Origin of the sequence: Micromonospora sp. DSM 45708, from assembly GCF_039566955.1 — a bacterium.
Taxonomy (GTDB): Bacteria; Actinomycetota; Actinomycetes; order Mycobacteriales; family Micromonosporaceae; genus Micromonospora.
In genome coordinates this window covers 1,418,002-1,438,154 of record NZ_CP154796.1, presented here as the reverse complement: position 1 = coordinate 1,438,154, position 20,153 = coordinate 1,418,002, and the positions used below count along the sequence as shown (strand labels likewise).

General features: G+C 74.6%; 11 protein-coding genes and 1 pseudogene. 3 read left to right on the top strand and 9 right to left on the bottom strand.

Annotated elements, in window-relative coordinates; translation table 11 throughout:
- Positions 1-15: 15 nt before the first annotated feature.
- The 3 genes from VKK44_RS06890 to VKK44_RS06880 all read right to left on the bottom strand — a co-directional run bounded on the left by VKK44_RS06890 (position 16) and on the right by VKK44_RS06880 (position 3,762).
- On the bottom strand, positions 16-279 hold the full coding sequence (locus VKK44_RS06890; protein ID WP_107157547.1) for a DUF6244 family protein: 264 nt from the start codon (positions 277-279) through the stop codon (positions 16-18).
- Between the two features lie 169 nt (positions 280-448).
- A complete protein-coding gene (locus VKK44_RS06885; RefSeq protein WP_343446002.1) occupies positions 449-1,141 on the bottom strand; it encodes a hypothetical protein in 693 nt (230 codons plus the stop codon).
- Positions 1,138-3,762 carry an FtsK/SpoIIIE domain-containing protein gene (locus VKK44_RS06880; RefSeq protein WP_343446001.1) on the bottom strand — a complete coding sequence of 875 codons (2,625 nt, stop codon included), beginning with the start codon at positions 3,760-3,762 and terminating at the stop codon, positions 1,138-1,140. The genes VKK44_RS06885 and VKK44_RS06880 overlap by 4 nt, the downstream gene beginning before the upstream one ends.
- Positions 3,763-3,950: 188 nt before the next feature.
- On the opposite strand from VKK44_RS06880, the gene VKK44_RS06875 reads away from it, so the two are divergent.
- Positions 3,951-5,363 (top strand): alkaline phosphatase PhoX, encoded by a 1,413-nt coding sequence (locus VKK44_RS06875; protein WP_343446000.1) that lies wholly within the window; start codon positions 3,951-3,953, stop codon positions 5,361-5,363.
- A 102-nt stretch (positions 5,364-5,465) separates the two neighbouring features.
- Here the strand turns inward: VKK44_RS06875 and VKK44_RS06870 are convergent, their stop codons facing one another.
- The 3 genes from VKK44_RS06870 to VKK44_RS06860 form a co-directional block, all read right to left on the bottom strand.
- Positions 5,466-5,969: a hypothetical protein gene (locus VKK44_RS06870; protein ID WP_343445999.1), complete on the bottom strand. Its 504-nt coding sequence runs from the start codon at positions 5,967-5,969 to the stop codon at positions 5,466-5,468.
- Between the two features lie 201 nt (positions 5,970-6,170).
- The gene (locus VKK44_RS06865) at positions 6,171-8,846 is read right to left on the bottom strand and encodes a type 1 periplasmic-binding domain-containing protein (RefSeq protein WP_343445998.1); all 2,676 of its coding nucleotides are present in this window, start codon (positions 8,844-8,846) and stop codon (positions 6,171-6,173) included.
- 114 nt (positions 8,847-8,960) lie between these two features.
- Positions 8,961-9,536, bottom strand: coding sequence for a TetR/AcrR family transcriptional regulator (locus VKK44_RS06860; RefSeq protein WP_343445997.1), 576 nt, complete (start codon positions 9,534-9,536; stop codon positions 8,961-8,963).
- Between the two features lie 165 nt (positions 9,537-9,701).
- Here VKK44_RS06860 and VKK44_RS06855 point away from each other — a divergent pair, with 165 nt between their 5' ends.
- The gene (locus tag VKK44_RS06855) at positions 9,702-11,216 is read left to right on the top strand and encodes an MFS transporter (RefSeq protein WP_343445996.1); all 1,515 of its coding nucleotides are present in this window, start codon (positions 9,702-9,704) and stop codon (positions 11,214-11,216) included.
- A gap of 74 nt (positions 11,217-11,290) precedes the next feature.
- Here VKK44_RS06855 and VKK44_RS06850 read toward each other — a convergent pair.
- Positions 11,291-12,077 (bottom strand): annotated as a pseudogene (locus VKK44_RS06850) (SGNH/GDSL hydrolase family protein).
- A gap of 200 nt (positions 12,078-12,277) precedes the next feature.
- Here VKK44_RS06850 and VKK44_RS06845 point away from each other — a divergent pair.
- Entirely contained in the window at positions 12,278-13,813 is a 1,536-nt protein-coding gene (locus VKK44_RS06845; protein ID WP_343445995.1) for a M1 family metallopeptidase, read from the top strand.
- A gap of 108 nt (positions 13,814-13,921) precedes the next feature.
- Here the strand turns inward: VKK44_RS06845 and VKK44_RS06840 are convergent, their stop codons facing one another.
- Positions 13,922-15,427, bottom strand: a complete 1,506-nt coding sequence (locus tag VKK44_RS06840; protein ID WP_343445994.1) for a glutamate synthase subunit beta — start codon at positions 15,425-15,427, stop codon at positions 13,922-13,924.
- Complete coding sequence (gene gltB, locus VKK44_RS06835; RefSeq protein WP_343445993.1) at positions 15,420-20,078, bottom strand: glutamate synthase large subunit; 4,659 nt, start codon at positions 20,076-20,078, stop codon at positions 15,420-15,422. Before gltB ends, VKK44_RS06840 begins: the two co-directional genes overlap by 8 nt.
- Between the last annotated feature and the right edge of the window lie 75 nt (positions 20,079-20,153).

Genomic DNA, 20,153 nt, shown 5'->3' with positions numbered 1-20,153 from the left:
CGCCCGCCCGGTCGGTCAGTTGCCCAGCGCCTGGACCTTCGCGATGGTCTCCTGCACGTGCTGGCGGGCCGGCTCGCCGCCCTGCGCGGCCTGGGCGAGCGCCTGCCGGTAGGCGTCGATCACCCCGATCAGCGGCCCCGCCGTCGCGCCTTCGAGCGCGCCGGCGACAAGCGCCCGCGCCTCGGCCGCGTCCTGCGCGGCAGCGGCCGTGCGGGCCTTCGCCTCGTCCAGCTTCCGTGCCGCCGCCGCCAGCCTGGCAATGACCTCCGCCGCGCTCACGAGCCCTCCCCGGATCGCCCACCCACGCCCCGCCCACCCTACCGGCCCACCCCACCCGTCCCCGCCCCACCTTTTCGGCGATCTTGCACTTACCGCCCCGACAAAAGCCGCGCAAGCCGCGTCACGTGGGCCACAACTGCAAGATCGACGAGGGTCGGGTGGGGACGGGTCAGCGGAGGAGGCGGAAGAGGATCAGGTAGAGGCAGAACAGGGACGGGGAGACCAGGGCGCAGATCACGAAGCCCAGCGGGACGTACCGGCCGGCCGGGGTCTCGGGGTCGGGCAGCGCGGGGCGGCCCCAGCGGGCGAGCACGACCTGACCGGCCACGAACGACAGCAGCGGCACGCCGGCGCAGGACAGCGCCGCCACCAGGTCCATCCCGGAGACCGGCAGCGGTGAACCCAGCAGCGCGATCAACATGAGCACGGAACCGACAAGCGCGCACCCGGCGTACACCACGACCGCCCGGGCCGGCGCGGACCAGGCGGGCAGCAGCACCGGCCGCCGCGCCAGCGCGTCCGCCTCCTGCCCGTGCCGGTCGGCCTCGTCGGCCAGCCGCCCGGCCGTCGCCAGCTCCGCCGCCGGGTCGCCGGACGGCGCACTCCCCGGCCCGCCGGCCGGACCGGCCGGGCCGCCGCCGTCCGGCGCCGTCGCCTCCGGAACCGACCGCATCGGTACGCCGACCGCCTGCCCGAGCCGGTCCAGGCGCTCCCCCTGCGCGGCCAGCCGTCGCCCGACCTCGTCCACCCCGGACTGGAGGCCACGCCGGCGCTCCGCCTCGGCGGCGATGGCCCGCTCCCCACCCCGCTGCCGGGTGGACAGCTCCCGGATCAGGGCCGCGTAGTCGTCGAATCCACTCATGAGTCATCGCTCTCGGACGCGAACGGCACGATCAGGGCGGTCCGGTGCTCGTGCCGGTCGACGAGCAGCGCGCGGCCGTCGCGCGGATGGTAGGCGAGGTCGTGCACGCCGAGGTGCAGGCCGAGGTCGGCGGCCGGCACGTTCAACGCGACCAGCCCGGTCACGTCGTCGCGGTGCCCGCTGCCGCCGAGGTCGTCGGCGAGCCGGCGCAGCCCCCGCCACCAGCCGAGCACGTGCACGCCGCGCGCCGGGCCGTGCCGCAGCACCGCGCGCAGGTCGTCGTGCCCGGAGCGGAACGTGCCCGGGTCGGCGGCGGCCAGCGTGCCGGCGGCGGCGTCCATCCCGAACACCGTCAGGTAGGTGCGGCCCGACCCGGGGGCGTCGCCGGCCAGCTCGGCGAGGAGCGCGCGCAGCGCGTCGGCGTCCAGCCGGCGGACCGGGTGGCCGGCGGCGGCCAGCGTCATCGCCAGGTCGTCGGCGAGGTCGGTGGTGCCCGGCGCCAACGGCGCGAACAGGAACCGGGCGGAGCCCGGCGTGTGCTGCCGGGCCAGCGCCAGCACGGCCGAGCGGAGCACCTCCGCGCCGGTCGCGGCGGTGCCCACCACGGCCAGGTGCCGGCCCGGGCTCGCGTCGAGCGCGAAGCCGGCCGGGCTGCCGGCGACGTCGACCACGCGGCCGAGGAGCGCGTACGGCGGGTCGGTGCCGGGTGTCAGCGCCGCCCAGGCCGGATCGTCGGCGAGCCGGGGCGTCTCGTGGCCGCGGAACACCACCGGCGGCGCGGCGCCCTCCGGGCGGGCCGCGTGCAGCTCGTGGCGCAGCGCCGCGAGGTCGGCCGCGGCGGCGTGCGCGTCCGGGAAGTGCACCTCGGTGTCCGCACCCGGTGCGCCGGCGGCGGTGTTCACCACCGCGACGCCGACCGTGAGGCCGCGCGCCGCGTCGTTGCGCGGATCCAGCACGGCGTCCCCGCCCGGCAACGCGATGCGCAGCGGGAACTGGCCGAAGATGGCCTCGGCCCGGCCGTACAGCGCCTCGATGCCGGTGGTGCTCTGGCTGGCCAGCACCAGGTGCAGGCCGTACGAGCGGCCCTTGCGGGCCAGCTCCTCGATCAGGTCGACGGCCTGCCGGGCCAGCGCGTCGTTGCCGGCGAACAACACGTGGAACTCGTCGACGACGGTCACGATCCGGGGCGGCCGGGCGTTCGGCGGCAGGTCGGCGAGGCGGCTGACGCCGTGCCGCTTCAGCAGCTCGGCGCGCCGGGTCAGCTCGGCGCGCAGCTCCCGGAGCACGGCCACGCCGTACTCGCGGTCGGACTCGATGCCGACCGCGCTCGCGTGCGGCAGCCAGGACGGGTCGCGCGGGGTCGGCACGAACTCGGTGAAGCTGACGCCCTCCTTGAAGTCGAGCAGCATCAGCCGCAGCTCGGCCGGGGAGTAGCGGGCGGCCAGCCCGTAGAGCACGTCGAGCAGCAGCACCGTCTTGCCGGCGCCGGTGCGGCCCCCGACCAGCCAGTGCGGCGTGGCGTCGTCGAACGCGACGGCCAGCGGCTTCTTCCCGGCCCGGCCGAGCACCGTCCGCAGGCCGGCGCCGGCCGACTCGGCCCACCGCCGCGCCGGGAGCAGGTCGGCGAACGTGACGCCGGAGCTGTCGTCGGCGGCCTCGGCGAGCCGGCGGGCCAGCGCGGTCACCACGGCGTGCGACGGGTCGCCGTCGAGCACCACCGGCGCGGCCAGCCCGCTGCCGTCGACGCTGAACGGGCGACCCGGCGGGTCACCGACCAGGGTGTAGCGCTCGGTGACCCGGAGCTGGGTGGTGGCCCCCAACGGGGGCGGCCCGCCCACGCCGACCGGCGGGTGGCCGCCCGGTGGCACCGGCGCCGCGCCGAACCCGGCCGGTCGCCGCCCGGCCGACGGTGCGGACGGTCCGCCCGGGGCGTACCCGGCCGACGGCCCGCCCGGGGCGTACCCGGCCAGCAGCACGCAGACCGCCGCGGCCGGGCCGGCGTGGGTGAGCGCGGCCAGCCGGGCCAGCTCCCGGGCCGGCAGCGTCGAGGCGGTGACCACCACCAGCAGCTCCCGGTCCTCCGGGTCGGCCCGCTGGGCGGTACGCGCGTGCCGTTCCGCGGCGTCCAGCAGCGCGGCCGTCTCCGCCTCGGTGGTCGCCGCCGCGCCGAGCACCCCGGCGTCGTGCAGCGGGCGCAGCGGCAGGAACGCCGCGCCGAACGCGGCCTGGTCGATGCCGACCACCCGGACCGCGCCGGCCGGGGCGGCGGTGAGCAGCCGGACCACCACGGCACGCAGCAGCTCGCCGACGCGCGGGTCGCGGGCGTCCACGTCGACCGCCAGGTGGGCGCCGGCCCCCACCGGCACCAGCACCGGGAACACGCCGTCGACGGTGGTCGCCTCGCCGAGGCGTACCGGAACGGGGTGGGTCGCGACGCGGGCGGTGCCGGGCACCGCGGCGGCCAGCTCCCCGCCCAGGCGGGCCAGCCGGGCGACCAGCTCGGGGCTGCCGACCGGGGCCGGGCCGGCCGCGCCCAGCATCCGCCGGGCGGCCTCCCAGTGGCGCAGCGCCGCCCGGTGCCGCTCGACCGCCTGCCGGTACGCCGCCGCGAACCTGTTCACCGTCCGCCCCCCGACGCCGCCGTCTGCGATCGAGGGAACCCTAACGGACGCCCGCCACGGTGGCACGAGGCGCTCGGCACCCGGGATTCGTCCACTGTTCACCCGACGGCGGACGATCCCGCCGCCCACCGTTCCCGCGTCCCGGCTTGCCTGCCAGTGCACCCTCGAATGCACAGGAAGGCGACGACGTGACCTCCAACTCACCCCTCTCCCGGCGGTCGCTGCTGGGCGGCGCCGCCGGGGGCCTCGGCATCGTGGTGGCCGGCAACCTGGACGCCATCGCCGGTCCGGCGGCGGCCCGCGCCGCGTGCCGGCCCGCGGTCGGCTACGGCGACCTGGTGCCGGACCCGGCCGGCCTGCTGGCGCTGCCGCCCGGCTTCTCGTACACCGTCGTCGCCCAGGCGGGCGCGACCACGCTGGAATCGGGACAGCCGACCCCGAGCGACGCCGACGGCACCGGCTGCTTCCGCAGCCCGCGCGGCTCGGTGCTGGTGAACAACCACGAGATCGGCGGCAGCGAGCCCTACCCGGTGCCGGCGCTGCCGGGCCTCACCTACGACCCGGGCGCGCGCGGCGGCACCACCACCATCGAGGTGGACAAGCACGGCCGGCGGCTGCGCGAGTACGTCAGCGTGGCCGGCACGCACAACAACTGCGCCGGCGGCATCACGCCGTGGGGCACGTGGCTGACCTGCGAGGAAACCGAGCAGCGGGCCGGCGGTCAGTTCCAGAAGGACCACGGGTACGTCTTCGAGGTCGACCCGCACGACCGGTCCGCCAACACCGACCCGGTGGCGTTGACGTTCCTCGGCCGCTACTCCCACGAGGCGGTGGCGGTCGACCCGTACACCCACTCGATCTACCTGACCGAGGACGCCAGCGGCCCGAACGGGCTCTACTTCCGGTGGACGCCGCCGCCCGGCTTCCGGGCCGGCAAGGGCGCGCTGCGGGCGCTCGCCCAGCGGCCGGACGGCGCCACCGCCGGCACGCTGGAGGCGATGCGCTGCCGGCGCGGCGACGGGCACGTGGCCGACCTGTCCGAGGCCACCACGCCGGGCACCCGCTACCAGGTCGACTGGGTGGAGGTGCCGGACCGGGACGCCCGCACCGTGTCGGTACGCAAGCAGTTCACCGACGACGAGGTGACCCGCAGCCGCAAGCTGGAGGGCGCCTGGTGGGGCGACGGCGGCGCGTACTTCGTGGCCAGCTACGCCCGGCACGACGACGGCAGCGTCAACGAGCACGACGGTCAGGTCTGGTTCTACGACCCGCGCCGGCAGACCGTCACGCTGAAGACCATCTTCGGCGTGAACACCGACCCGGAGGCCGACCACGGCAACTACGACGGGCCGGACAACATCACCGTGTCCCCGTACGGCGGGGTGATCCTGGCCGAGGACGGCGAGGGCGTGTCGCACCTGGTCGGCGTCACCGAGCAGGGCAAGGCGTACGCGCTGGCCCGCAACGAGCTGAACGACAGCGAGTTCACCGGGCCGACGTTCAGCGCGGACGGGAAGATCCTGTTCGCCAACATCCAGACGCCGGGGTACGTGTTCGCGATCACCGGCCCGTGGGGCCGGCCGAGCAACGCCCACCGCTGACCCGGCTGTCGGCCGGCGGTTCCCGCACGGGGAGCCGCCGGCCGGCACGTCATGGTCAGCCCGGAAGGCGATGACGGGTAGATCTCCCCCGTCGCCGTATGCCTACCCCTCGCTGGTCAGCACGCTGGCATCATGATCGAGAACGGCCATCGCCGCCGCGATCGACCGGAGCGCGGCGGCGTCCACCACCTCCGGGTCCCCCAGCACGTTCACGGCGACTCCGGGTCCGGCGAGCCAGAACGCCTGGTCCGCACCGATCAGGCCCGGTCCGTCGGGGTGGGTGAAGTCGGCAAGCTCCCAGGTCGCGGCGTCGCGTTCCTGGTATTCGGCGAGGAACTCGCGGACCGCGTCCAGGTCGGTGAGACGCTCGCCCCGGAGCACGTGCACCCGCAGGTCGACGCGGTAGCCGTCCTCGACCTGGCGCTCCCAGACGCGGGTGGCGAAGTTGACGTCCGCCCACTCGGTGGCGAAGTCCGACACCTCCGCACCGATGCCGGCCGGTAGATGTCCGATGTGGAAGCCGTCCAGCTCCCCGCCGTCGCGTGCCGACAGGTCCCGCTCGTTCGTCATCCGCGCCTCGACCTTCCGGAAACTGATCAGCGTCATTGCCAGCACGGAGAGTACGCGCTCGCCCCACCGGACATGACCCGCGATGGATATGACCCAGCGGCATGATTATGACTGTGCGGTATGAGGCCCAGAAGCCACCTCACCACCGGAGTCGTCACGCACAGTCACCCGCCTCATGAGCCGAGCCGCCGGGGTCCGGGCCGGGCCGGACCGCCGTGGCCGGACCCGGCCGGCCCGTCACCTCGCGGTACGGCAGCCCGGGTCGGGGCCGGCGTCGGCGATGCCGCAGTGGAAGACCTCGACCGGGGCGGCCTCGACGTCGGGCACCTTCGCCACGGTGAGCAGCGCCAGCCGCTTGGCGACCGGCTCGCCGGCGTCCGGGGCGTACCGGATCAGGCCGCTGACCCCCGGATAGCCGCCGGCGGCGTTCTGTCGCAGCACCTCGGCGTGCACGCCGACCGGGTTGACCGCGCGCGGCTCCCAGCGGCGGCCGGTGTCGGCGTGCCGTAGCCGGGCGGCGAGACTCTCCAGCGCGCGCACCATCATCATGGCGGCGTCGTAGGCGAGGCTGACCCGCTCGCCGACCGCCGGGCCGGTGCCGGCGCGGCAGCGTGGCGGGTCGAGCAGGTCGTCCGCGCCGATCCAGGTGAGGAAGCTGCCCCGGGCGTCGTCCCGGGCGGCCTGCGCGGCCCGCAGCGCGGCGCAGGTGGCCAGCGACGCCTTCGACACGTACGTGACCGGCAGGTTGCCGGGCGCGCTGGCGCGCAGCCCCGGATTGGCCATGTAGCGGTTCACCGAGTCGTCGGTGACCAGGTGCCGGGGCGGGTCCGCGCCGCACTCCTTCAACGCGCGCAGGAAGCCGTCGAACTCCGACCAGCGGCCGGCGAAGAAGAGCATGCCGGAGTAGCCGCACTCCTGGGTCAGTCGTCGGCCGCTGCGCCACTCGTCGAGGCGGGTCAGGCGGGTGCCGAACCGCTCCCGCAGGCCGTCGACGAGCGTGGCGACGTAGAGGTCGTCGGTGAGCGAGCTGCCCTCGCCGGTGGTCCAGTAGACGTGCACCTCCCCGACCTTCAGCACCTGCCGGGCGTACGCCTCGACCATCCGGGCCTGCTCCCGGTTGGGCGCGGACATGGCCAGGTAGAGGCTGGAGTTCTCGTCCATCCGGTCGGCGGACAGCGTGGGCGCGAGCACCGGCAGGCCGACCCGGTTGAGTTCACGCAGCGCCGCCGCGGTGCTGGCGCGGCTGTCCACCAACCCGACCACGCCGAGCACGGTCGGGTCGTCGCGGGCCAGCCCCTCCAGCATGCGTACCGCGTCGTCGGCGTGCCGCATCTGCCGGCCGGCGTTGGCCACCACGATGTGCAGCAGCGCCGCGTCGTCGGCCGCCGCCGACTCCTTCAGCAGCGCGTACTGGGCGGTGGCCATGCCCTCCAGTTCCTCCCGCTCGGAGACGTAGGACTCCTCGTCCGCACGCGTCCGGTTGCCGGTGAGGCTGCCCAGGTAGACGAGCGTCAGGTAGGGGCGGCGGTGGTCGCTGCGCCGCCACACCTCCTCGGTGGCCCGGTTCTGCGCGAAGATGCGCCGCTGCACCGCGCGCAGCCGGTCCTGGCCGGGTTCACTGTTGAAGACCTGCCCGGCGGTGTCGCTGTAGCCGACGCACTCGCCGCCCACCAGGCGCACGCTCACCCGGTCGGTGGGCCAGGGCCGGCAGTCCGACGCCCACCGCCCGTGCGCCCAGACGCCCACGCCGGCGACCAGCACCAGGGCCACCGCCGCCGGCAGGAAGCGCCGCGCCCACCAGGGCGGGTCCGGCGCCACCAGCGCCGGCGGGGCAACCCCCGGGGGTACGCCGGCAGCGTTGCCGTCCGCCGCCAGCACCAGCAGCCAGGCGCCGGTACGCCGCAGCCGGCGACGTTCCGGCAGCGCCTCGGCCCAGTCCTCGTACGCCTCCTCGGCCTGGGCCACCGGCCGGGGCGCGGCCGGTTCCGGCGGCGGGTCGGTGGCGACGGCGACCACCAGCAGCGGGTCGTTGCGGCCGGTCTCGTTGCGGACCTCGCCGAAGATCCGGACCAGGGTGTGCCCGACGTTGTCCGGGCGGACGCCGTCGAGCAGCACCACCGGGTAGGCGGTGCGCCGCCAGTCCCCCGGTCGCCAGAACCGCCGCCGGTAGGCCAGCCGCAGGTCCTCCAGGAACGCGTGCAGCAGCAGCTTCTCCACCTGGGCGGGGTGTTCGCCGTCGCGCCAGCCGGCGGTGAGCCGCTCGGCGAAGCCGAGGAACGTCACCGACTGCCGGGGCGCGAGATACTGCTGGCGCATGAACCAGCGGTACTGCCGGCCGACCACCGGCACCCGGCCGGAGACGGCGATCCGGAACACCACGCTGGGCACCGCCCGGCGCAGCAGCCAGAGCAGCAGTTGCAGCGCGGTGCCGAGCCCCGAGTCGCCGCCCACCTGCGGGTCCTCGCCGCCGCGTCGCCCCCGCCAGTCGCGCAGCCGGCGCACCAGCGAGGCCCGGCCGCTGTCCGCGGCGTCCACGTCGACCGCGAGCGTCTGGTGCATCAGCCAGTCGGCGAGCGGATAGTGCCGGAACCGCAGCCGGGGCGCGCCGAACGCCTCCAGGGAGAGCTGCCGGTGCAACTCGCGCAGCACGGTCGCGACGTCGTCGGTGGGCGGCCGGTCGGTCAGGTCCAGGACCGCGTGCGGCACCCGGCGTCCGGCGCCCCGGCCCGCGAAGCGGCGCAGCAGGTCGGCCACCGCGCCGTCGTCGGCCGGCCGGAGCAGCCAGAGCAGCGGCAGCCGCCGGTCCCCGCGCCGCGGACGGCGCAGCAGCCGGGCCAGCAGGGTGAGCAGTTCCAGACCACCGGCCGGGAGCTGCTCGCGGGTGGGCCGGGGCCGGGTCGCCGGTTCGCGCATGGTCACCTCCGGGTGACTGCGGGTGTCGCACCATTGTCGACACCGCGCGCAAGGGCGCAAGGAGGGGCCCCTGTCAACGCCTCAGGTACAGGAGGGGGCCGCTCGACACCGCAGCTAGCGCGGCGGCGGGCGGAGGCCGTCCAGCGCGATGGCCAGCACGCGGTCACGCTGCGCCGGATCCGGGAACTGGTACGCGGCGATGCCGCTGATCAGGCGCACCACGTCGTCGAAGTCGGCGTCCGACCGGGCCGCCCCGGCGGTCTGCGCGCGGCGCAGCAACGGCTCACCGGCCGCGTAGATCTCGGTGCGGCAGCTCCGGAACACGTCGGAGTCGTGCACCAACTCCTCGGCCAGCGCCCGCTTCGCGCCGACGTACGCGACGAACCGGTGCAGCCAGCCGACCAGGGCGTCCCACGGGTCCAGGTCGGCCAGGTCGGCGGCGGAGGCGCTGAGCGCGCGCACCTCCTCCACGTAGACCGCCTCGAACAGGTCGCGCCGCTGCGGGAAGTTGCGGTAGAGCGTGCCGATGCCCACGCCGGCCCGCCGGGCGATCTGCTCCAGCGACGCGCCGGCGCCGTACTCGCCGAACACGTCGCGGGCGGCGGCGATCAGCGCGTCGTAGTTGCGCCGGGCGTCGGCCCGCTTCGGGCGGCGCGCGAAGACCTCGGTCGACTGGTCGGCGCTGGGCATGACGCCTGTCACTCCTTCCGTCTTGCAAACGGAGGCACCCCTCCACTACGTTGGTGGAGGCACCCCTCCGGATAGCGTACTCCGGCGGGTCCCGGCCCGACGCGCCGCCACCGCCGCCCCACGCGCGAGCGGCCACCGACTCGTACCGAACGGGAGTTCTCCCACATGATCGACACCTTCCGGCGCGGCTCGCGCCGGATGACGTTCCTCGTCCTCGCGGCCGGCACCGGCTTCTTCGCGATGCTCCAGTCGCTGATCACCCCGGTGCTGCCCACCATCCAGCACGACCTGCACACGTCGCCGAACACGGTGACCTGGGTGCTGACCGCCTACCTGCTCTCCGCCTCGATCTTCACGCCGATCCTCGGCCGGGTCGGCGACATGGTCGGCAAGGAGCGGATGCTCGTCGTCTCGCTCGCCGCGCTCGCGCTGGGCTGCCTGCTGGCCGCCGTCGCGCCGAGCATCGGCGTGCTGATCGCCGCCCGGGTGGTCCAGGGCATCGGCGGCGCCGTCTTCCCGCTGTCGTTCGGCATCATCCGCGACGAGTTCCCCGCCGCCCGGGTGAGCGCGGCGGTCGCGTCGATCTCGGCGGTGGTGGCCGTCGGCGGCGGCCTGGGCGTCGTGCTCGCCGGCCCGATCGTGGCCACCCTGGGCTACCGCTGGCTGTTCTGGATCCCGCTGGTCGTGGTCGGCCTGACCGCGCTGGCCGCGCACCGGTTCGTGCCCCGCTCGCCGGTCCGCACCCCGGGCCGGATCAACTGGGCCAGCGCCGTCCTGCTCTCCGGCTGGCTGGTGGCGCTGCTGCTGCCGGTGAGCAAGGGCGCCGCCTGGGGCTGGACCTCCGGCCGGGTGACCGGGCTGCTGACCGTGGCCGCGGTGCTGCTGGCCGTCTGGCTGGCGGTCGAGGCCCGGGCCGCGAACCCGCTGATCGACCTGCGGATGATGCGGCTGCCGGCGGTCTGGACCACCAACCTGGTCGCGCTGCTCTACGGCGCCTCGATGTTCGCCGTCTACGCCTTCCTGCCGCAGTTCGCGCAGATCCCGACCAGCGCCGGCTACGGCTTCGGCGCCAGCATCACCCAGGCCGGGCTGCTCATGCTGCCCATGCTGGTCGGCATGTTCGCCGCCGGGCTGCTGGCCGGGCGGTTGGAGTCCCGGTTCAGCCCCAAGGCGCAACTGAGCACCGGCGCGGTGTTCAACGTGGCCGCCGCCGCGATGCTCACCGCCGCGCACGACACCCGCTGGCAGGTCGGCCTCGCCGGCGGCCTGGTCGGGCTCGGCATCGGGCTGGCGTTCGCCTCGATGGCCAACCTGATCGTGGGCAACGTGCCGGCCTCGCAGACCGGCGCGGCGACCGGCATGAACGCCAACATCCGTACCATCGGCGGCGCGATCGGCGCGGCGCTGGCCAGCACCGTGATCACCGCCAACCCGCAGCCGAGCGGCCTGCCCCGGGAGGCCGGTTTCACCGCCGGCTTCCTGCTGCTCACCGGCATCTCCCTCGCTGCCGCGCTGGCCGCGCTCGCCGTGCCCTCCGGGCGCCGCGCCCGGCCTCGGCGGCACACCGGGCCGACCCCGGAGGTCGCGCCGACCGCGCTGCCGCAGGTGACGCCGGGCGCTCCCGCCGCTGCGACCGCGCTGCCGGAGACGGTCGGCGGGCTGGCGCCGGTGGGCCGCTGACCCGACGGCCGGTGAGTTGTTAGGAGGGGGCCCCTGCTATGCGGAATGCGTCAACCGGGGCCCCTCCTTACCCCTCAGCCGATCGTGGCGGTGAGCGCGGCGAGGTAGCCGTAGCGGTAGCCGTCCGCGTTCGGGTGGTACGCCTCGATCACGCCACTGACGTCCCGGATCCACGGGTCGGCGGCGCACACCCCGTGCCCGGTGAAGAACGGCCGCGCGTCGACGAACGTGGCCCCGGCCGCGCCGGCCCGGCCGGCCGTGACGCCGTTGAGGACGTCCGCGGCCTGGTTGAGAATGGTGCGCTTGTAGCTGCTCATGGCCAGCAGCCCGCAGGAACCGGTCTCGAACAGCCGCGGGTAGCCGAGCACCACGAGCCGGGCGTTCGGGGCCCGCTCGCGGATCGCGGCGTAGGTGGCGTCCAGCCGGCCGGGCAGCGTGCCGGTGGCGAACGTCTTCGCCCCGGCCACCGCGCTCTCGCAGCTCGACGTGCTGCCGAAGCGGCAACTGGTCATCACGTCGGCGAAGCCGGCGTCGTTGCCGCCGATGGTGATGGTGACCAGCGTGGTGCTGGCGCTGAGCTGGCCGACCTGGTTGTTCAGCACGTCCGCGGTGACCGCGCCGCCGCAGGCCGGGAAGCGGAAGCTGGCGACCGCGTGCGCCGCGGCCCAGAGCGGGGCGTACGACTTCTGGCTGCGCAGGCAGGTGGAGAGGTCGTACGGCCCGGCGCCGACGCCGGAGGAGTAGGAGTCGCCGAGAGCGACGTAGTTTGTCGCCGGCGGCACGGGCGGCGCCGGGCAGCAGCACGGCGCCGAGGACGGCCGCCAGGACCGCGGCGAAGGCGGTACGGACGCGACGGGACATCAGGGGACCTCCACGGGACAGGGGTGGTGGAGCCCGTTGACCGCGCGCGTGGCCGAGGGGGACGGTGCTTGTTACTAGTCGGTAATGCTATCGAAACATCGACAGGAATTGAATAGCCCCGGCGACCGGCTCGGGGCCGATCCGTTTACATGCGTCGATTAGGTTGGCGGTGCGTACACCCGACGGAGGGAGTCCCACCCGTGCGACGCGCACTCACGGCGGCGATCGCCGCCCTCACCCTCACCACCGCCGGCACCACCATGACCGGCGCCCCCGGCCAGGCCGCCCCGACCGGATGGGGCCGGCCGCACGTCTCGGCGGCCACCCCCACGCCGGGCAGCCCCGGGCTGGGCGACAGCTACTTCCCCGACTACGGCAACGGCGGCTACGACGTCGGCCACTACGACATCCGGCTGCGCTACGAGCCGGCCACCGACCGGCTCAGCGGCACCACCACGATCCTGGCCACCGCCACCAAGGACCTGTCCCGGTTCAACCTCGACTTCGCGCTGGCCGTCGAGTCGGTCCGGGTCAACGGCTGGGCCGCCCGGTTCGCCCGCGCCGGCGACCACGAACTGGTCGTCACGCCGGCCCGCCCGCTGGCCAGGGGCCAACAGCTCACCGTCGTGGTGAAGTACGCCGGCGTGCCGTCGGAAACCACCGTCTACGGCTACACCGGCTGGACCCGCACCGCCGACGGCGCGCTCGCCGTGAACGAACCCGAGTCGGCCTGGTGGTGGTACCCGAGCAACGACCACCCGAAGGACAAGGCCACCTGGGACATCTCCGTCTCGGTGCCGACCGGCCTCGAAGTGGTCAGCAACGGCGTGCAGCCGCGCGAACCGCTGCCCGAGGCCGGCAACCGCACCCGGTGGAGCTGGCGCAGCGTCAAGCCCGGCGCCACCTACCAGGCGTTCCTGGCCATCGGGCAGTACGACATCGTCACCGACACCGCGCCGAACGGGCAGCCGGTGGTCAACGCGTACAGCACCACGCTGGGCGAGCGCGGGCCGGCCGCCCGGGCCAGCATCGAGCGCACCGCCGAGATCGTCGACTGGGAGAGCGGGGTGTTCGGCCCGTACCCGTTCGAGGCGCAGGGCGGCGTGGCCGGCCCGATCGACGGCCTCGGCTTCGCGCTGGAGACGCAGACCCGGCCGGTCTACGGCCCGGGCTTCTGGCGGCGCGGCGCCAACCCGTACGTGGTGGTGCACGAGAACGCCCACCAGTGGTTCGGCGACTCGGTGTCGGTGGCGGCCTGGCGCAACATCTGGCTGAACGAGGGCTTCGCCTCGTACGCCGAGTGGCTCTGGTCCGAGGAGCAGGACGAGGGCACCGCGCAGGAGCTGTTCGACTTCACCTACGACAGCTACCCGGCCGACTCTGAGTTCTGGCAGGTGCTGCCCGGTGACCCGGGCGCCGGCCGGGTCTTCGACGACGCGGTCTACGACAGGGGGGCGATGGCGCTGCACCAGATCCGGCTGGCCGTCGGCGACCCGGCGTTCTACCGGATCCTGCGCACCTGGACGGCCCAGCGGCAGTACGGCAACGGCACCATCGAGCAGTTCCAGGCGCTCGCCGAGCGGATCTCCGGCCGGGACCTGGACGCGGTGTTCACCACCTGGCTGTTCACCGCCGGCCGACCCGAGCTGGGCGCCACCGCGCGCACCTCGGCGGCCCCGGCGCAGCCGGCCTCCTGGACGAAGATCCGGTCGGCGCACGAGCTGCTCGCCCGCTGACCGGCGACGGCCGAGCGGAACACCACCACCGAGAGCGTCAACGGCGCCCTGACGCCGAAAGTGTCAAGCGGGGCCCCCGCCTGTCAAGCGGGGGCCCCGCCTTACCTCTCAGCGGGCGGCGAGCGGCTGCCGCGCCGGGTCGACCGGGGCGGGCAGCTCGCCCGCCCCGCCCAGGTACGCGTGCACGGCCGCGGCGGCGGCCCGCCCCTCGGCGATCGCCCAGACGATCAGCGAGGCGCCCCGGTGCATGTCACCGGCGACGAACACGCCGTCGGCGGCCTGCCAGTCGGGGCGGGCGTCGACCGCGCCGCGCCCGTTGCGGGCCACCCCGAACTGGGCCAGCAGCGGCTGCTCCTCGGTGCCCTCGAAGCCGATCGCGAGCAGCACCAGGTCGGCCGGGATCTCCCGCTCCGAGCCGGGCAGCGGCGTGACGACCCGCCGGCCGTCGACCTTCTCCACCGTCACCTCGGCGATCCGGACGGCCCGGACCTGCCCGGTGCCGTCGTCCACGAACTCCTGCACCGCCACCGCGAAGACCCGCTCGCCGCCCTCCTCGTGCGCCGGGTAGGAGCGCAGCACCCACGGCCAGGTCGGCCACGGGTCCCGGGCGCCGTCCCGTTCGGCCGGTGGCTGCGGGTAGAGATCGAGCTGGTGCACGCCGGCCGCGCCCTGGCGGTGCGCCACGCCGAGGCAGTCGGCGGCGGTGTCGCCACCGCCGATGATCACCACGTGCTTGCCGGCCGCGTCGATCGGCGTGCCGTCCGGCAGCGTGGCGAGCGCGGGCCGCCCGTCGCCGGCGGCGGCCACCACCCGGTTCGCGGCCACCAGGTGCGCCATCGCCTGGTGCACGCCGCGCAGCGCCCGACCCGGCGTCTGGAGGGTGTCCCGGCCCTGGAGCGCGCCGCAGGCCAGCACCACCGCGTCGTGCTCGGCGCGGAGCTGCTCGGCGGTCACGTCGACGCCGACGTCGACCCCGGTGCGGAAACGCACCCCCTCGGCGGTGAGCTGGGCGACCCGGCGGTCGACGTGCTGCTTCTCCAGCTTGAAGTCGGGGATGCCGTAGCGGAGCAGGCCGCCGACGGCGTCGTCGCGCTCGTACACGGTGACCGTGTGGCCGGCGCGGGCGAGCTGCTGCGCGGCGGCCAGGCCGGCCGGGCCGGAGCCGACCACCGCCACCGATCGGCCGGTCGACACGGACGCCGGCCGGGGGCGCAGCCCGTCCCGGGCCACCGCCGCGTCGGCGATCTCCACCTCGACCTGCTTGATGGTGACCGGCTGCTGGCCGCCCAGGCCGAGCACGCAGGCCGCCTCGCACGGCGCGGGGCAGAGCCGGCCGGTGAACTCGGGGAAGTTGTTGGTGGCGTGCAGCGACTCCACCGCGGCGTCCCAGTTGCCGGTGCGGACCAGGTCGTTCCAGTCCGGGATGCGGTTGCCCAGCGGGCAGCCGTCGTGACAGAACGGGATGCCGCAGTCCATGCACCGGGTGGCCTGCTCGCGGACCAGCGCCTCACCGGCCGGCGGGTAGACCTCCCGCCAGTCCGCGATCCGCACCGGGACCGGACGGCGGGCGGGCAGCCGCCGGTCGTAGCGCAGGAAACCGTTCGGGTCAGGCACGAGCCACCTCCTGGGCGACCACCCGCGGCGCGGGCGGCACCGGCGCGGGAGAGAGGGCGCTCATCACCGCGTCGTCGACGTCGCGGCCGGCGGCTTCGGCGGCCCGCATGATCTCCATGACCCGGCGGTAGTCCCGGGGCACCACGGCGGTGAACTCCTCCACCGCCTCCGGCCAGCGCTTGAGCAGCGCCTCGGCCACCGCCGAGTCGGTCTCGGCGAAGTGCCGCTGGACCAGCTCGTGCAACCGGTCCCGTTCCTCGTCGCGCAGCGGCGACAGGTCGACCAGCTCGGCGTTGACCCGTCGCCGGTCCAGCCGGTGCACGAACGCGGTGCCGCCGGACATGCCGGCGGCGAAGTTGCGCCCGGTCGGCCCGAGCACCACCACCGTGCCGCCGGTCATGTACTCGCAACCGTGGTCGCCGAGGCCCTCGACCACGGCCACCGCGCCGGAGTTGCGCACCGCGAACCGCTCCCCGACCCGGCCGCGCAGGAACACCTCGCCGCCGGTGGCGCCGTAGAGGATGGTGTTGCCGGCGATGATCTGGTCCTCGGCGCGGTGTCCGGGCTCGGCGTCGTCGCCGACGAACGGCGCGGCGGCGTCCGGCCGGACCACGATCCGGCCGCCGGACAGGCCCTTGCCGACGTAGTCGTTGGCGTCGCCGTGCAGGCGCAGCGTCACCCCGCGCGGCAGGAACGCGCCGAGCGACTGGCCGGCGGTGCCGCGCAGCAGGAACTCGACGGTGTCGTCGGGCAGCCCGGCGCCGCCGAACCGGCGGGTCACCTCGCCACCGAGCATCGCGCCCACACTGCGGTGCTCGTTGCGCACCTCGACCTCGACCCGGACCGGGGTGCCGTCGCGCAGCGCCGGACCGGCCAGCTCGATGAGCCGGTTGTCCAGGGCGACGTCCAGGCCGTGGTCCTGGGGCCGGACGCCGCGCCGGGCCGCGCCCTCGGGCAGCTCGGGCAGGTGCAGGACCCGCCCCAGGTCGAGGCCGTGACCCTTCCAGTGGTCGATCGCGCCGGCCACGTCGAGCAGCTCGGTGTGCCCGATCGCCTCGTCGATGCTGCGGAAGCCCAGCTCGGCCAGGTAGCCGCGGACCTCCTCGGCGAGGAAGAGGAAGAAGTTCTCCACGAACTCCGGCCGGCCGGTGAACCGCTCCCGCAGCACCGGGTTCTGGGTGGCGATGCCGACCGGGCAGGTGTCCAGGTGACAGACCCGCATCATCACGCAGCCCTCGACGATCAACGGGGCGGTGGCGAAGCCGAACTCCTCCGCGCCGAGCAGCGCCGCGACCAGCACGTCCCGCCCGGTCTTGAGCTGGCCGTCGACCTGCACGGTGACCCGGTCGCGCAGCTTGTTGAGCAGTAGCGTCTGCTGCGCCTCGGCCAGGCCCAGCTCCCACGGGGTGCCGGCGTGCTTGAGCGAGTTGAGCGGGGACGCGCCGGTGCCGCCGTCGTGCCCGGAGATCAGGATGACGTCGGCCTTGAGCTTCGCCACGCCGGCCGCCACGGTGCCCACGCCCACCTCGCTGACCAGCTTGACGTGCACCCGGGCGGCCGGGTTGACGCACTTCAGGTCGTGGACGAGCTGGGCCAGGTCCTCGATGGAGTAGATGTCGTGGTGCGGCGGCGGGGAGATCAGGCCGACGCCCGGGGTGGCGTGCCGGGTCCGGGCGATCCACGGCCAGACCTTGTTGCCGGGCAACTGCCCGCCCTCGCCGGGCTTCGCGCCCTGCGCCATCTTGATCTGAAGGTCGTCCGCGTTGACCAGGTATTCGCTCGTCACGCCGAACCGGCCGCTGGCGATCTGCTTGACCGCCGAACGACGCGCCGGGTCGTGCAGCCGCTCGACGTCCTCGCCGCCCTCGCCGGTGTTGGACTTGCCGCCGAGCCGGTTCATCGCGATGGCGAGCGTCTCGTGCGCCTCCGCCGAGATCGACCCGTACGACATGGCGCCGGTGGCGAAGCGCCTGACGATCTCGGTGGCCGGCTCGACCTCGTCCAGCGGCACCGCCGGGCGGACGCCGGTGCGCAGCGTGAACAGCCCGCGCAGCGAGCCCGCCTTCGCGGCCAGCTCGTCGACCTTGGCGGTGTACTGCCGGAACACGTCGTACTGGCGGCTGCGGGTGGCGTGCTGGAGCAGGAAGACCGTTTCCGGGTTGAACAGGTGCAGCTCGCCCTCGCGACGCCACTGGTACTCGCCGCCGACCTCCAGCCGGTCGGTGGCGGACACGCCGGGCGGCGGCCAGGCCAGCGCGTGGCGGGCGGCCACCTCGGCGTGGATCTCGGTCAGGCCGATGCCGCCGATGGTGCTCGGCGTGCCGCGGAAGTAGCGGTCGACCAGGCGGGTGTCCAGGCCGACCGCCTCGAACACCTGCGCGCCGCAGTACGACGACACGGTCGAGATGCCCATCTTGGACATGATCTTCAAAACGCCCTTGCCGAGCGCCTTGACGTAGTTGCGGACCGCCTTCACCCGGTCCACCCCGGCCAGGATGCCCGTGGAGATCATGTCCTCCACCGACTCGAAGGCGAGGTACGGGTTGACCGCCGCCGCGCCGTACCCGATCAGCACGGCCGCGTGGTGCACCTCGCGGCAGTCGCCGGACTCGACGACCAGCGCCACCTGCGTGCGGGTCTGCTCGCGCACCAGGTGCTGGTGCACCGCGGCGGTGAGCAGCAGCGACGGGATCGGGGCCAGGTCGGCGTTGGAGTCCCGGTCGGAGAGCACCAGGATGCGGACGCCGTCCTCGATCGCCTCGGAGACGTGCCGGCAGATCTCGGTCAGCCGGGCCTTGATGCCGGCGCCGCCGTCCCGGATCCGGTAGAGACCGGAGACCCGGACCGCCTTGAAGCCGGGCAGGTCGCCGTCCTCGTCGATGGAGAGGATCTTCGCCAGCTCGTCGTTGTCGATCACCGGGTAGGGCAGCACGATCTGCCGGCAGCTCGCCGGGCCCGGGTCGAGCAGGTTGCCCTCCGGCCCGATGGTGGACGCCAGGCTGGTCACCAGCTCCTCCCGGATGGCGTCCAGCGGCGGGTTGGTGACCTGGGCGAAGAGCTGGTGGAAGTAGTCGTAGAGCAGCCGCGGCCGGGTGGACAGCGGCGCGATCGGCGTGTCGGTGCCCATCGAGCCGATCGGCTCCGCACCGCTGCGGGCCATCGGGCCGAGCAGGATCTTCAGCTCCTCCTCGGTGTAGCCGAACGTCTGCTGCCGGCGGCGCACCGAGTCGTGGGTGTAGACCGTGTGCTCGCGTGCGGGCAGGTCGTCCAGCTCGATCAGGCCGGCGTGCAGCCACTCCTGGTACGGCTGCGCGGCGGCCAGCTCGGTCTTGATCTCGTCGTCGGAGACGATCCGGCCGTTGACGGTGTCGACCAGGAACATCCGGCCCGGCTGGAGCCGGCCCTTGGCCACCACGGTGGCCGGGTCGAGGTCGAGCACACCCGCCTCGCTGCCCAGCACCACCAGCCCGTCGCTGGTGTGCCACCAACGGCCCGGCCGCAGGCCGTTGCGGTCCAGCACCGCGCCGACGACCTCGCCGTCGGTGAACGCGACCGAGGCCGGGCCGTCCCACGGCTCCATCAGGCTGGCGTGGAAGCGGTAGAACGCGCGCTTGTCGGCACGCATGTCCGGGTCGTTCTCCCACGCCTCGGGGATCATCATGAGCACCGCGTGCGGCAGGCTCCGCCCGGCCAGGTGCAGCAACTCCAGGACCTCGTCGAAGTTGGCCGAGTCGGACGCCGCCGGCGTGCAGACCGGGAAGACGCGGCGGATGTTGCCGGACAGGTTGGGGCTGCGCAGCAGCGCCTCCCGGGCCTGCATCCAGTTCCGGTTGCCACGGATCGTGTTGATCTCGCCGTTGTGCGCGATGAACCGGTACGGGTGCGCCAGCGGCCAGGACGGGAACGTGTTGGTGGAGAAGCGCGAGTGCACCAGCGCGATGGCGCTGACCACCCGCTCGTCGGTCAGCTCCGGGTAGAACGCCGGGAGCTGGTCGGGGGTGAGCATCCCCTTCCACACCATCGTCCGGCCGGACAGCGACGGGAAGTAGGCGGGCACGCCCCGCTCGGCGGTCTCCCGCTCGACCTGCTTACGCAGGCAGAACGCCACCCGGTCCAGGTCGAGCCCGGTCAGCGGGGAGCCGGCCGGGCCGGCGGGCGCGTCGGTCAGCCGGTGCGCGGCGACGAAGAGCTGCCGCACCCGGGGCATCGCCGCGAGCGCGGTCTCCCCCAGACCGGACGGGTCGGTCGGCACCTCCCGCCAGCCGAGCACGTCGGCGCCCTCGACCAGCGCGTACTTGTCCACCACCCGGCGGGCGCGGGCCTCGGCGGCGTCGTCGTCGGGCAGGAAGACCAGGCCGGTCGCGTACTGGCCGGGCGGGGGCAGCGGGAAGTCGACGGTCGCGCGCAGGAACGCGTCCGGCACCTGGATCATGATGCCGGCGCCGTCACCGGTGTTGTGCTCCGCGCCCCGGGCGCCCCGGTGATCCAGCCGGCAGAGCGCCCCGAGACCGTTCGCGACGACCTGATGCGAACGCCGCCCGTACAGGTCGGCCACGAAGGCCACGCCACAGGCGTCATGCTCGTACGCGGGGTCGTACAGCCCCGTCGTCGGCGGGGCCGGCCGCGGGCTGAGAGGGTACGGAAAGGCCACCGGGCCTCCTGTCGTCACTCAGGTTGGATCATGGAGGGGACGACGTCGGCCCGCTGGGGTTTATTGAGTCTACGT